This window comes from Pseudomonas sp. PSPC3-2 (genome assembly GCF_049897085.1).
Classification (GTDB): domain Bacteria; phylum Pseudomonadota; class Gammaproteobacteria; order Pseudomonadales; family Pseudomonadaceae; genus Aquipseudomonas; species Aquipseudomonas paraveronii.
Genome location: NZ_JAFCVO010000001.1, coordinates 821,484 through 834,929 on the forward strand (window position 1 = coordinate 821,484; position 13,446 = coordinate 834,929).

Annotated in this window: 13 protein-coding genes; 8 read left to right on the forward strand and 5 right to left on the reverse strand. The window is 60.7% G+C overall.

The window, feature by feature from the left end:
- Window positions 1-107: 107 nt before the first annotated feature.
- A complete protein-coding gene (locus tag ACP7CJ_RS03845; RefSeq protein ID WP_247406229.1) occupies window positions 108-863 on the forward strand; it encodes a spermidine synthase in 756 nt (251 codons plus the stop codon).
- A 117-nt stretch (window positions 864-980) separates the two neighbouring features.
- On the opposite strand, the gene ACP7CJ_RS03850 is transcribed toward ACP7CJ_RS03845, so the two are convergent.
- On the reverse strand, window positions 981-1,772 hold the full coding sequence (locus tag ACP7CJ_RS03850) for a crotonase/enoyl-CoA hydratase family protein (protein WP_276197182.1): 792 nt from the start codon (window positions 1,770-1,772) through the stop codon (window positions 981-983).
- Window positions 1,773-2,195: 423 nt separating this feature from the next.
- Between ACP7CJ_RS03850 and ACP7CJ_RS03855 the strand changes: the two genes are divergently transcribed.
- The gene (locus tag ACP7CJ_RS03855; RefSeq protein WP_276197183.1) at window positions 2,196-3,869 is read left to right on the forward strand and encodes a DEAD/DEAH box helicase; all 1,674 of its coding nucleotides are present in this window, start codon (window positions 2,196-2,198) and stop codon (window positions 3,867-3,869) included.
- A 71-nt stretch (window positions 3,870-3,940) separates the two neighbouring features.
- On the opposite strand, the gene ACP7CJ_RS03860 is transcribed toward ACP7CJ_RS03855, so the two are convergent.
- Window positions 3,941-4,708, reverse strand: a complete 768-nt coding sequence (locus ACP7CJ_RS03860) for a DODA-type extradiol aromatic ring-opening family dioxygenase (protein WP_276197184.1) — start codon at window positions 4,706-4,708, stop codon at window positions 3,941-3,943.
- 102 nt (window positions 4,709-4,810) lie between these two features.
- Here ACP7CJ_RS03860 and ACP7CJ_RS03865 point away from each other — a divergent pair, with 102 nt between their 5' ends.
- Window positions 4,811-5,467, forward strand: a complete 657-nt coding sequence (locus ACP7CJ_RS03865; protein WP_426099423.1) for a thiopurine S-methyltransferase — start codon at window positions 4,811-4,813, stop codon at window positions 5,465-5,467.
- 71 nt (window positions 5,468-5,538) lie between these two features.
- On the opposite strand, the gene htpX is transcribed toward ACP7CJ_RS03865, so the two are convergent.
- Complete coding sequence (gene htpX / locus ACP7CJ_RS03870) at window positions 5,539-6,426, reverse strand: protease HtpX (RefSeq protein WP_017849408.1); 888 nt, start codon at window positions 6,424-6,426, stop codon at window positions 5,539-5,541.
- Between the two features lie 304 nt (window positions 6,427-6,730).
- Window positions 6,731-7,942 carry a pyridoxal phosphate-dependent aminotransferase gene (locus ACP7CJ_RS03875; protein WP_426099421.1) on the reverse strand — a complete coding sequence of 404 codons (1,212 nt, stop codon included), beginning with the start codon at window positions 7,940-7,942 and terminating at the stop codon, window positions 6,731-6,733.
- A 202-nt stretch (window positions 7,943-8,144) separates the two neighbouring features.
- Here ACP7CJ_RS03875 and msrB point away from each other — a divergent pair, with 202 nt between their 5' ends.
- The 3 genes from msrB to ACP7CJ_RS03890 all read left to right on the forward strand — a co-directional run bounded on the left by msrB (window position 8,145) and on the right by ACP7CJ_RS03890 (window position 9,611).
- On the forward strand, window positions 8,145-8,537 hold the full coding sequence (gene msrB, locus ACP7CJ_RS03880; RefSeq protein WP_426099420.1) for a peptide-methionine (R)-S-oxide reductase MsrB: 393 nt from the start codon (window positions 8,145-8,147) through the stop codon (window positions 8,535-8,537).
- 127 nt (window positions 8,538-8,664) lie between these two features.
- Complete coding sequence (locus tag ACP7CJ_RS03885) at window positions 8,665-9,150, forward strand: glutathione peroxidase (RefSeq protein ID WP_276197186.1); 486 nt, start codon at window positions 8,665-8,667, stop codon at window positions 9,148-9,150.
- Complete coding sequence (locus ACP7CJ_RS03890) at window positions 9,147-9,611, forward strand: MarR family winged helix-turn-helix transcriptional regulator (RefSeq protein WP_276197187.1); 465 nt, start codon at window positions 9,147-9,149, stop codon at window positions 9,609-9,611. Before ACP7CJ_RS03885 ends, ACP7CJ_RS03890 begins: the two co-directional genes overlap by 4 nt.
- Here ACP7CJ_RS03890 and ACP7CJ_RS03895 read toward each other — a convergent pair.
- Window positions 9,592-11,901: a response regulator gene (locus ACP7CJ_RS03895; protein ID WP_426099419.1), complete on the reverse strand. Its 2,310-nt coding sequence runs from the start codon at window positions 11,899-11,901 to the stop codon at window positions 9,592-9,594. The two genes, ACP7CJ_RS03890 and ACP7CJ_RS03895, sit on opposite strands and share 20 nt — an antisense overlap.
- 170 nt (window positions 11,902-12,071) lie before the next feature.
- Between ACP7CJ_RS03895 and ACP7CJ_RS03900 the strand changes: the two genes are divergently transcribed.
- Both ACP7CJ_RS03900 and ACP7CJ_RS03905 read left to right on the forward strand, forming a co-directional pair.
- On the forward strand, window positions 12,072-12,962 hold the full coding sequence (locus tag ACP7CJ_RS03900) for an ATP-binding protein (protein WP_426099418.1): 891 nt from the start codon (window positions 12,072-12,074) through the stop codon (window positions 12,960-12,962).
- Complete coding sequence (locus ACP7CJ_RS03905; protein WP_276197189.1) at window positions 12,959-13,441, forward strand: GAF domain-containing protein; 483 nt, start codon at window positions 12,959-12,961, stop codon at window positions 13,439-13,441. Before ACP7CJ_RS03900 ends, ACP7CJ_RS03905 begins: the two co-directional genes overlap by 4 nt.
- The last annotated feature ends 5 nt before the right edge of the window (window positions 13,442-13,446 follow it).

Genomic DNA, 13,446 nt, shown 5'->3' on the forward strand with positions numbered 1-13,446 from the left:
ATTGACGGTCGGGCGTCAATGTTATCAGCAATTAGTGCGTGACCTGTTGCCGCTGGTTGGCCGACAATCGCGCCTTTGCCGTGGGGTTAGACCCTTTAGGAGTTGAGATGACCGAGGAGCGTGTCGAGCGCCTGCTGGCCGAGGTCCATGATGACTTCGGCATTGTCCGTGTGCTCGAAGTGGCCGATTACCGTTTTCTCGAGTTTGGCGACGCCATCGAGCAAAGCTGCGTGTTCACCGCCGACCCGAGCTGGCTGGAGTACGACTACACCCGTGCGATGCTGATCGGTGCGTTGTGCCATGAGCAGCCGGAGAGCGCGTTGTTCCTCGGCCTGGGCGCCGGCACGCTGACCCAGGCGTGCCTCAAATTCCTGCCGCTGGAGGATGTCGAAGCCATCGAGTTGCGCCCCGACGTGCCGCGTCTGGCCATTGAGTACCTCGGGCTGGACGACGATCCACGCCTGTACATCCGCATTGGCGACGCTCTGGAATTGCTCGAAACCGCTGAAACGGCCGACCTGATTTTCGTCGACCTGTACACCGACGTCGGCCCCGGCGTCGGGCACCTGGCCTGGACCTTCCTGGAAAATTGTCAGAAGAAACTCAACCCCGGCGGTTGGCTGGTGATCAACCAGTGGGCCACCGACGATGGCAAGCCCTTGGGTGCGGCCTTGTTGCGCGGGTTGTATCACCGGCATTATTGGGAGCTGCCGGTGAAAGAGGGCAATGTGATCCTGCTGGTGCCTTCGGAGCTGGATCAGGAGCTGGACCATGCCGCGCTCTCAGCTCGCGCCGAGGCGCTGGCGCCGCGACTGGGCTATTCGTTGCAGGCGCTGATCAAGGCTATTCGGCCAGCCACCTAGTTGTCTGCGCGGGCGTCATCGCGAGCAAGTCCGCTGCCACATCGACCGCATTCCTTCAGGATGTGCTCGGTCAAATGTGGGAGCGGGCTTGCTCGCGATGACGGCGGCACGGCCAACTCAAATTCCCCTGAATACCCCTGGGCGCTTCTCGAGCATGGCGCGCACGCCTTCCTTGGCGTCTTCGCTGTTGAGCAATTGCTCGACCACTGGCGGTAATGCGGCCGCCGCGACGGCTTCGCCCTCCAGGCGCGCCAGGCGGGCCGACATCAAGGTGGCCTGCACGCCGAGCGGTGCCTGGCGTGCGATGCGGCTGGCCAGTTCGATGGCGCGCGGCAGCAGGTCTTCGCTGGCCATCACCTCCTGCACCAACCCTAGGCGCAGGGCTTCGTGGGCATCGAACTCATCGCCGGTGAGCAGCCAGCGCATTGCGTTGCCCCAGCCGGCAATCTGATGAAAGCGCAACGTCGCACCGCCAAATGGAAAGATCCCACGTTGTACTTCCATCTGCGCGAAGCGGGTGTTGCTCGCGCAGAGATTGATATCCGCCGCCAGCATCAGCTCGATACCAAGGGTCAGGCAGTAGCCCTGGGCGGCGACGATCACCGGTTTGCTGACCCGTGGGCCGGCGAACACGCCCCAGGGATCGCAGCCCCCGAGCGGCGGTTGCCAACCTCCCGCCATCACCCCACTGACGTTGGCCAGGTCCAGTCCGGCGGTGAAGTGGTCGCCGTGGGCGAACACCACGGCCACCCGCGCATCGTCATTTCGATCAAATTCGCCATAGGCCCGGCTGAGTTCGTTGAGTAGCTCCAGGTTAAAGGCATTGCGCTTGGCGACTCGATCCAGGCCCAACAGCAGGACATGATCCTTGTATTCACGGCTGACGAGGCTGCTGCTGGCTTGATTCATCGGGTGTGCCCTCGGGCGCAGGGAAGGGTTTCGGACCAAAGGGTCTGAGTGGACGGGTGAACCGTTTAAGCGTTTTAACCAACAAGGCCGGGCACTTGAAAAATAGACCTTGGCGCTCATCTGCGCAAAGACGGTGAAGCAGCGCGGTTTATCGGCGCTTTGCGATAAAAAAAGCTCCCTTTTTCAGCTATTTCCGGTATAGTGCGCGCCGGCCTTTAACCTGGCCGCGTTTAGGTAGCGCAATTCCCCGAAGTCAGCTTCGGCTGCACGTCCGTACAGCGGACTCTTCCTTGACGAATCTTTTTCATTCATTCGTTTTCGCAAATCCCCGCCGACAAAGCAGCCAGGGCGACTCTTGAGTCTCAACACGGCACGCGCAGCTTTGGAGCATGGGTCTTTGCGGATGCACTTAGAGGCAGACCCATGACCCAGGAAACCGGCGGCTTCGCCGCTTTTAATCTTAACCCGAACATTCTTGCTGCCGTCATTGCGACTGGCTACGAAGAACCTTCGGCGATTCAGCAGCAATCGATCCCGATCATCATGGCCGGCCATGACATGATTGGCCAGGCGCAAACCGGTACCGGTAAAACCGCCGCGTTCGCCCTGCCTATCCTGCACTGCATCGATCCTGCTAAGCGCGAACCGCAAGCCCTGATCCTGGCGCCAACTCGTGAGTTGGCGCTGCAAGTAGCAACCGCTTTTGAAACCTACGCCAAGCAAATGCCGGGTGTAACCGTTGTTGCCGTTTACGGCGGCGCGCCGATGGGTCCACAACTCAAGGCTATCCGTAACGGCGCACAGATCGTTGTCGCCACCCCGGGCCGTCTGTGCGACCACCTGCGTCGTGACGAGAAAGTCCTGTCGACCGTGAACCACCTGGTTCTGGACGAAGCTGACGAAATGTTGAAACTGGGCTTCATGGATGACCTGGAAGTCATCTTCAAAGCGCTGCCAGCAACCCGTCAGACCGTGCTGTTCTCGGCCACCCTGCCGCAGTCGATCCGCGCCATTGCCGAACGCCACCTGCGCGATCCGCAACATGTGAAGATCCAGACCAAGACTCAGACCGTTACCGCGATCGAACAGGCTCACCTGTTGGTTCACGCTGACCAGAAGACCTCGGCTGTATTGAGCCTGCTGGAAGTTGAAGACTTCGACGCCCTGATCATGTTCGTGCGCACCAAGCAAGCGACCCTGGACCTGGCCAGTGCCCTCGAAGCCAAAGGCTACAAAGCCGCTGCGCTGAACGGCGACATCGCCCAGAACCAACGTGAGCGCGTGATCGAGTCGCTCAAGGATGGCCGTCTGGACATCGTTGTGGCGACCGACGTTGCTGCGCGTGGCCTCGACGTTCCGCGTATCACCCACGTGTTCAACGTTGACATGCCTTACGATCCAGAGTCCTACGTTCACCGTATCGGCCGTACCGGCCGTGCCGGTCGCGAAGGTCGCGCACTGCTGCTGGTGACGCCACGTGAGCGTCGCATGCTGCAAGTGATCGAGCGTGTGACCGGTCAGAAGGTTGCTGAGGTCCGCCTGCCGGATGCCCAGGCCGTTCTCGATGCCCGCATCAAGAAACTGACCAACAGCTTGTCGCCGCTGGTGGCTGACGCTGAATCGACCCACGGCGAGCTGTTGGATCGTCTGACTGCCGATATCGGTTGCACCCCGCGTGCCCTGGCTGCAGCCCTGCTGCGCAAGGCGACCAACGGTCAGGCCCTGACCCTGGCAGCGATCGAGAAAGAACGCCCACTGGTACCGAACAACGCTCCGCGCGGTGATCGTCCAGAGCGTACTGGCGACCGTCCGGACCGTGGTGATCGTGAGCGCCGCGCTCCGGTGCCATTGGCCGAAGGCCGTGCTCGCTGCCGTACCGCGCTGGGCGCGCGTGACGGTATCGCCGCCAAGAACCTGCTGGGCGCTATCCTCAACGAGGGTGGCCTGGCACGTGAAGCCATCGGTCGCATCCAGGTCCGTGACAGCTTCTCCCTGGTGGAGCTGCCGGAAGACGGTCTGGAAAAACTGCTGACCAAGCTGAAAGACACTCGCGTTGCCGGTAAGCAGCTCAAGCTGCGTCGCTACCGCGAAGATTGATCTGCCTCTGGGCTGATTGATCGCACATAAAAAATCCCCGACTGGTTCGGGGATTTTTTTTGCCTTGGTTTTCAGCCGAAGCGATAGATGTCCATGCCCAGCGCGCCCATGGTGAAGCCTTGGTGCGCCACGCTGAAGTCGCCTCCGGCGCCCCGCGCAAAGTAGAGCGGCAGCAAATGCTCATCGCTGGGATGGCTGCGCACGGCGTTGGGCGCCTGGCGGCGATAATCGTGCAATGCGGCCTCGTCGTTGGTCGCGAGCTTGTCCACCATCCAGTCACGGAACGCCCTCGCCCACGGTTCGATGCTTTCGGGCCCGGCGTGCCAGTCCAGCTCGCCGAGATTGTGGGTGATGCTGCCGGAGCCGATCAGCAACACGCCGTGTTCGCGCAGGCCGGCGAGGGCGTGTCCGACCCGGGTCTGCAGGGCAGGGCCCATACGGCTGGGCAAGGACACTTGCACCACCGGGATATCCGCCGCCGGGTACATCAGCGACAGCGGCACCCAGGTGCCGTGGTCTAGGGGGCGGCGGTCATCGATGCGCGCACTCAAACCATCGGCATGCAGCAACTCGACGATGTTGCGCGCCAATTGCGGGTCGCCCGGCGCAGGGTACTGCACGGCAAACAATTCGGCGGGAAAGCCGCCGAAGTCGTGCAGGGTTTCCGGTGTGGCGCTACCGCTGACCAGCAATTCCTGGCTTTCCCAGTGCGCCGACACCACCACAATCGCCTTCGGCCGTGGCAGTTCAGCCGCGAGGCGCTGAAGGGCCGGGCCGCTGGCGCCAGGTTGCAGGGCGAGCATGGGCGAACCATGGGAGATAAACAGAGTGGGGAGCATAGGAAGGGCCCTCAGGGTTAACATGCCCTATCTTCAATCAGATCAATGATCTAAATCTAATATAAGTTTTAGCGCTTTTTGATCGAATTTTTAGGGTGATGTATGGATTCTCAGTTTTGGCGGGAGCGCTGGGCGCGTAACCAGATCGGCTTTCACTTGCCCGAGGTCAACCCGTACCTGCAACGGCACTGGCCGCGGCTGGCCCTTGCGCAAGGGGCAAAGGTGCTAGTGCCTTTGTGTGGCAAGAGCCTGGATTTGGTATGGCTGGCGAGCCAAGGGCATCGTGTGCTCGGGGTGGAGCTGTCGGAGCAGGCGGTTGAGGCATTCTTCAGCGAGCAGGGGCTGACACCGCGTATCAGCCAGCGCGGCGTGTTCAAGGTGTACCAGGCGGATGTGATCGAGGTGTGGTGCGGTGATTTTTTCGCGCTGGACGCGGATGCGTTGCGCGATTGCACGGCGCTGTATGACCGCGCGGCGTTGATCGCGTTGCCGCCGCTGATGCGGGCGCGCTACACCGAGCACCTCAATGTTCTTCTCGGTGCTGGTTGTAAGGGGTTACTGATTACCCTCGACTATGACCAGACGCAAAAGGCCGGCCCACCGTTTGCGGTGGCCGAGGATGAGGTGAACTTGCTGCTGGGGGCGCACTGGGCCCTTGAAGTCCTTGAGGAGCAGGACGTCCTGGGTGAGAGCTGGAAGTTCGTTCAGGACGGCGTAACCCGGTTGGAAGAGCGAGCCTACCAACTCACAAGGCGCTGATTAGGGGGCTGGCGAGGCGCGCACAAAAAAGGGGCGATCAGATCGCCCCTTTCCGTTTTGCTGCCAAGCGGTCAGCCGCGACGACGCAGTGCGTCAATCCGCTCTTCCAGCGGTGGGTGGCTCATGAACATGCGTGCCAGGCCCTGCTTGATGCCGCCGTTGATGCCAAAGGCGGTCAGGCTGTCCGGCATATGCACCGGCAGGCCCTGTTCGGAGCGCAGGTGCTGCAAGGCTGCAATCATCGCCCCGGTGCCGGCCAGGCGGGCGCCGGCTTCGTCTGCGCGGAATTCCCGTTTGCGCGAGAACCACATCACGATCGCGCTGGCCAGGAAGCCCAGCACCAGTTCAGCGAAGATGGTCGCCACGTAGTAGGCAATACCGCGGCCTTCTTCGTTCTTGAAGATCACCTTGTCGACGAAGTTGCCGATGATCCGCGCGAAGAACATCACGAAGGTGTTCACCACGCCCTGGACCAGCGCCAGGGTGACCATGTCACCGTTCGCCACGTGGCCGATCTCGTGGGCCAGCACCGCCTTCACTTCATCGTAAGAGAAGCGCTCCAGCATGCCCTGGCTCACTGCAACGAGCGCGTCGTTCTTGTTCCAGCCGGTGGCAAAGGCGTTGGCTTCATAGGCCGGGAAGATCCCGACCTCGGGCATCTTAATGCCGGCCTCGCGGGACAACTGCTCGACGGTCTGCAGCAACCATTGCTCATGCCGGGTGCGTGGCTGAGTGATGACCTGGGTGCTGGTGCTCATCTTCGCCATCCACTTGGAGATGAACAGCGAGAACAGCGAGCCGGCAAAACCGAAGACCGCACAGAAGATCAGCAGCTGATTGAGGTTTAGATCAACCCCGTTGGCCGCCATGAACCCGTTGAAGCCGAAAAGGCTCAGGGTGATGCTGGCAATCAGCACGACCGCCAGGTTAGTGGCCAAGAACAGCAGGATGCGCATCATGGTTGTAGAGTTCTCCTCATGCTAAATATGTCGCGTACTGCGGGGTATATAAGGTGCAGCTTGGGGTGATTCAACCGAGCGACTATTTCAAACTGTGTCCTACAGCCTGAAGGTAGAGTCTTGAAGGGAATTTCCCACCTGCAATCCTCCGTCTGATCAGCCTCTTGTCGCCCCGCGGCCCTTTGATTATAGGGGGCAAGCGCTGGGAGAGGGGCAACCGCAGTGCTGCGCGGGAGAATGGGCAGAGAAGTGTTGCCAGATAATCGCTGTACGACCAGATCCCAGTCGTACAGCGGCATAGTCGTTACTGGCGATAGGACTTGAGGAAGTTGCCGATGCGACCGATGGCCATGTCCAGGTCATCCACACGCGGCAAGGTCACCACGCGGAAGTGATCCGGCCACGGCCAGTTGAACGCCGTGCCTTGGACCACCAGCAGCTTTTCCGACAGCAGCAGGTCGAGCACGAACTTCTCGTCGTTGAAGATCGGGCAGACTTTCGGGTCGATGCGTGGGAAGGCGTACAGCGCGCCCATCGGCTTCACGCAACTGACGCCGGGAATATCGTTGAGCAGTTCCCAGGTGCGGTTGCGTTGCTCCAGCAGGCGGCCCTGTGGCAGTAGCAGGTCGTTGATGCTCTGGTAACCGCCCAGGGCGGTCTGGATCGCATGCTGGCTCGGTACGTTGGCGCACAGGCGCATATTGGCCAGCATGTCGATGCCTTCAATGTAGCTCTGGGCGTTGTGCTTGGGCCCGGAGATGGCGACCCAGCCGGAGCGGAAACCCGCCACGCGGTAAGACTTGGACAAGCCGTTGAAGGTCAGGCACAGCAGATCCGGCGCCAGGGAGGCGGTGCAGATGTGGACGGCATCGTCGTAGAGGATCTTGTCGTAGATCTCGTCGGAGAACACCACCAGGTTGTGCTGGCGCGCTAGCTCGAGCATGCCCAGCAGCACTTCCCGCGAGTACACGGCGCCGGTGGGGTTGTTCGGGTTGATGATCACCAGGGCTTTGGTGTTCGGGGTGATCTTGGCCTTGATGTCGGCCAGGTCCGGGAACCAGTCGGCGCCTTCGTCGCACAGGTAGTGTACCGGGCGGCCACCGGCCAGGGTCACCGCAGCGGTCCACAGCGGGTAGTCCGGTGCCGGCACTAATACTTCGTCGCTATTGTTGAGCAAGGCCTGCATCGACATCACGATCAGTTCGGACACGCCGTTGCCCAGGTAGATGTCCTCGATGCCGACACCTTCGACCTGCTTCTGCTGGTAATACTGCATCACCGCCTTGCGCGCACTGAACAGGCCTTTGGAATCGCTGTAGCCCTGGGCGGTGGGCAGGTTGCGGATCACGTCCTGGAGGATTTCGTCCGGCGCTTCGAAACCAAAGGGCGCCGGGTTGCCAATGTTCAGCTTGAGGATGCGATGGCCTTCCTCTTCCAGGCGTTTGGCGTGCTTGAGCACTGGGCCGCGAATGTCGTAGCAGACGTTAGCGAGCTTGTTCGATTTGCTGACCTGCATGGCGATGTGATCCTGAAAATGAACGATCCAGACGGTGCGGCGCCTACCGTGCTGAGAATCCTGCGTTGGTCGCACCCATAAATACGTTTGAATGCAGCTAACGCGGGTGCCAGACTGCCGGGTTGAAGAGGCGCAATCATACGTGCCGCCTGATCCCTGGAAAAGACACAGATCAGGGTTTTTCAGTTGCCGAGGTGTACTGATGGAAAAGCTGCAGAAAACCATTGATGAATGGAAAGCGATGCTCGATCCGGAGCAATACAACGTGTGCCGCCTGAAGGGCACCGAACGGCCGTTTTCCGGCAAGTACAATGCCACCAAGACCGACGGTGTGTATCACTGCGTCTGCTGCAATGAGCCGCTGTTCGACTCTACGACTAAATTCGATTCCGGCTGCGGCTGGCCTAGCTTCTACGCACCGATTGGCGAAAACGCGATGATCGAGATCCGCGATATCAGCCACGGCATGATCCGCACCGAAGTCACCTGCGCCAAGTGCGATGCACACCTGGGGCATGTGTTCCCGGACGGCCCGGAGCCGACCGGCCTGCGCTATTGCATCAATTCGGTGTGCCTGGACCTCGTACCGCGCTGAGCATGAGTCGCCCCTGTGTCTTGTGCAGGGGCGATGTATACCGGGTTATCAGTTTGATCAATTCAATCGCGCACAATTAAATTGCTCGCTATGTTTTCCCTTCTTTCCCCATATTCGAGGCATTGCCATGAGCGACAACCTGCTGAGCATCCCTTGCACCACCATCAAGGGTGAGCAAAAGACCTTGGCCGACTTCGCCGGCAAGGCCATTCTGGTGGTCAACACCGCCAGCAAATGTGGCTTCACCCCGCAGTACAAAGGCTTGGAGCAACTCTGGCAGCAGTACAAGGACCGGGGCCTGGTGGTGCTGGGGTTTCCGTGCAACCAGTTCGGCAAGCAGGAACCGGGCAACGAAGGTGCGATTTCCGAGTTCTGTGAGCTGAATTTCGGCGTCAGCTTTCCGTTGTTCAAGAAGATCGACGTCAATGGCAGCGCTGCCCACCCGCTGTTCGTGCAGTTGAAAAAGCAGGCCCCGGGTCTGCTGGGTTCCAAGGGCATCAAGTGGAACTTCACCAAGTTCCTCATTGGTCGCGACGGCTTGGTGGTCAAGCGCTTTGCGCCAACCACCAAGCCCCAGGAGTTGACCCAAGAGATCGAAGCCCTGCTCAAATGACCGACCTGCCCACCGTGTCTCTGGCCCTGGACAACCAGCTGTGTTTCAAGCTCTACGCCGCGTCGCGGGCGGTGACCCGCGCGTACAAACCAATGCTCGATCAGTTGGGCCTGACCTACCCGCAATACATAGTGATGCTGGTGTTGTGGGAATGGCACCACGCAACCCCGGACCAACCCACGGTCACGGCCCTGGGCGAGCGCCTGATGCTCGATTCGGGCACGTTGACGCCGCTGCTCAAGCGCATGGAGCAGCTTGGGTTAGTGAGGCGCCAGCGCAGCGCGCAGGATGAGCGTGAAGTGCATTTGAGCCTGAGCCAAGCCGGTGTGCAACGGCGCGACCAGGCCCATCAATTGAAAACCCGCTTGCTGTGCGACAGCGGTGTCGACCTCAACCAGGCAGACGCCCTGCGCGAGGGCTTGGATCAATTGCTGGCGCAGATCAGAGACTTGTCGTCTTAGGCACCCACAGGTCCAGCAACGCGTTGAGTTCTTCGCGGCGAAACGGCTTGGCCAGGTAGTCATTCATCCCCGCTGCCCGGCAACGCTCGCGTTCTTCCGACAGCGCGTTGGCGGTCAAAGCCACAATGGGCAGGTCCGGCCAACGCCCGCTGCGACGAATCTGCCGACTGGCCTCATAGCCATCCATCACCGGCATGTTGCAGTCCATCAGCACCATGTCGAAGCGCTGTTCTTCGAGGAACTTGAGCGCTTCGCCACCATGGGCGGCGACGATCACTTCGCAGCCCAACTTGCTGAGCATGCCCTTGGCCACCAGTTGATTGACCGGGTTGTCCTCCACCAGCAGGATGCGTGCCCGGTGGACGAGGGGCGCGGCGTCCAGCGGGATCGGATCTTGGATCAAGCGCGGATCGCTACGCAGATTGCGTTGCAGTATCTGGTACAGCGCGTTGCGGCTCAAAGGGCGTGCCTGTTGCTGCAACGGCGCGAAGGCCGCGACTTCCTCGCTGGGCATGAAATTGCCATAGGCGGTCACCAGCAGGATCGGCGCCGTGATGGCCGGCCGCAGGCGAAACAGGCACTCCGGGCAATCTGTGATTAGCAAATCAGGGGTTTTTCCGCTCAAGTCCTCATCAAGAGAATAGCAATGCGGCGTCAGCCCCCAGTGAGGTAGCAGGGTGCTGAGCAGCTCCGTCAGGCCGTTGTCGCCGTTGGTGATTACAATGACTTCGCCCACCAACGGCGCGAGCCGGGTCGCGGGCAAATGGGCGGGCAGTGGCAGGTCGGCGCAGAACTGGCTGCCGAAGCCGACTTCGGAACTGATGCTCAGCCGGCCGTGCATTGCTTCGCACAGGTTATGGGTCAACGCCAGACCCAGGCCGGTGCCGCCAAACTGGCGGGTGATGCCCGCGCCGGCCTGTGTGAACGGCTGGAAGATCTTCACCTGCGCGTCCTGGGCAATGCCGATCCCGGTGTCGCACACTTCGACTTTCACTCGACCGTCCTGGGCGCTGAGGCGCACATCCACCCGACCGAAGCGCGTGAATTTCAAGGCGTTGGACAGCAGATTACTGACGATCTGTCGCACACGTGTCGGGTCGCCGAGCACCTGAGCCGGAAACTGCGGATCAATCAGGCACGTCAGTTCGACACTTGGCGCGGCGTTCTGCGACAACAGGTTGGCGGTGTCTTCCACCAGCGAGCCGAGGTCGAACGGGATGCGCTCCAGCTCCAACTGGCCCGCGTCGAACTTGGACAGGTCGAGGATATCGTTGAGCAGTTCCACCAGCACCTTGCCGGAATCATGGGCGATCGACAGTTGCTGGCGCTGTTCCGCGTTGAGCGGGCTGTCCAGCGACAGCGCGATCATGCCCAGCAACCCATTGAGTGGCGTGCGGATTTCGTGGCTCATATTGGCCAGGAACGCCGCCCGCGCTTGAGCCATGCCGAGGGCGGTCATTTTCGCCGCTTCCAGCTCATCGTTGGACTGACTCAAGCGTTGATTGCTGGCCTTGAGCTCCAGCGTGCGCGCCGAGACGATATCTTCCAGTTGCCCCAGGTATTCGGTGAGGCGGTCTTCGGCATGGCGGCGTTGCTGGATCTCGGTTTCCATGCTGTCGAATTGCTGGTTGGCAACGCTGACCAGCACGCCGATTTCATCGCGTTCATGCCCAGGCGGGCAATCCAGGCGTGTCTGTCTGCGCGTGCTCAGCTCGCGAATGATGCGCACCAGGGGTTGGGTCAGCATCACGTAGAACAGGCCCAGCAAGATGCCGCTCAGCAGCAGGCTGCGCGCAAACCCATTGAGCAGGGTTATCTCGGCGCGGCGCAGGAAGCGGCTGCCAAAAGCGTAGGTGTCTACGTCCAGGTGCAGTGCGCCAAGGGATTCGTTGGGCATATGGCTGAGAAACAGCCGGTCTTCGAACTGGCGGTTGGCGCCGAACAGGAAATCGCTGAGGGGCCGGTAGGGACTTTCCTTGCTCGGCCGTTCGACGTCGGCCAGCACCGTGCCGTTGTTGTCGGTCAACTGTGCGTGAATGATGGCGGGGGAGTGCAATAGGCCGAGGGTCAATTCCTGGGCCAGTTCGGCGTCGATGTTGTAGGCGATGCGCGACGCCGGGTTGTGGCTGATTTCAATCAGTGAACGAATTTCACGGTTGATGGACGCGTCTTCGCTGGCATAATCAATGCCTATCTGGATCAGGCTGAGCAAGGTTCCCAAGACGAGACCGACCAGCACAGTCGATCTGGCTTGTTTGTAAGACAAGCGGTGGGTGAACTTGATATTCATCGAGTGTTGAACCACTTCACGTTTCCCTTCGCCCGGCAAGCATAGTTGAACATCCACAAGCTCACGCTTGCCCGGCACGAATCGTCAGTTTTTTGGAGGGTAGCCCGGAGTGCTTAGCCACAGGGTTGCCAATACGCCATCTTTTACAAGAACTTGCCAGAGGAATAGTCGTGGATTCTCGATTGAATGCCTTTCTTGAGCGTGCCGACGCCGTACTCGCACGCCTGGAACCCTTGTTGCCCGCCCCACGCCAAGTCATTGACTGGAACCAGTGTCTCGCCGCCCGTTGGCAGCGCGAAGGCCGCAGCGGCTTCCTGTTGCCGCTGGAGGTCAGCCTGGATATGCGCCTGTCCGATCTGATCGGTGTGGACAAGCAGCGTGAAACATTGGCGCGCAACACCCAACAGTTCCTCGACGGCCTGCCCGCCAACCATGCGCTGCTGTGGGGCTCGCGCGGTACGGGGAAATCGTCCATGGTGCGTGCCTTGCTCGCCCAGCATGCCAGCGCCGGTTTGCGCCTGATTGAAATCGAACGCGATCACTTGGCCGATCTACCGCGAGTGGTCGAACAACTGCTCAAGCTGCCGCAGCGCTTCATCCTGTTCTGCGATGACCTGTCGTTCGAGGCCGGTGAAGGCGATTACCGTGTGCTCAAGAGCGTGCTGGACGGTTCCCTGGAACAGGCGCCGGAAAACGTGCTGCTGTATGCCACGTCCAACCGTCGTCACTTGGTGCCGGAAAACCAGAGCGACAATGACAACTGGAAGCGCGTGGATGGCGAGTTGCACCCCAGTGAGGCGGTGGAAGACAAGATCGCCTTGTCCGACCGTTTTGGCCTGTGGCTGTCGTTCTACCCGTTCACCCAGGAGCATTTCCTCGACGTGGTGGAGCACTGGATCGGCGAGCTGGCGCGCAAGGCCGGCCTGCAGTGGCAGCGTAATGAAGCCCTCGATATTCTCGCCGTGCGCTGGGCCACCGGGCGTGGCAACCGCAACGGCCGTTGCGCGTATCAATTCGCCCGTTATTGGGTGGGCCTCAAATTGCTGGAGCGTCAACCATGATCGATTTGCAACAGGCCGGCACCGGCCTGGATGGGTATGCCATGTTATGCGCGCAGTTGGAGTCGCTGCTGGCCGATGAGCGGGATTTCATCGCCAACAGCGCGCAGTTCTCTGCGTTTTTATTCAACCAGTTGGATGACCTGAACTGGGCCGGTTTCTACCTCAACCGTCATGAAGAGTTGGTGTTGGGGCCGTTTCAGGGCCAGATCGCATGTGCGCGCATTCCGTTCGGTCGTGGCGTGTGCGGCGCGGCGGCCGCGTCGCGCCAGACCCAGCGGGTGGAGGATGTGCATGCGTTCCCCGGGCATATCGCCTGTGACAGTGCGTCGAACAGCGAACTGGTGGTGCCGCTGGTCAAGGATGGCCAACTGATTGGCGTCCTTGACCTCGACAGTCCGTCGCTGGCCCGATTTACCGCGCAGGACCAGGCCGGTATCGAGCAGTTGGCGGCAATTTTCCTGCGCTTGACCGACTGCTGATCGAC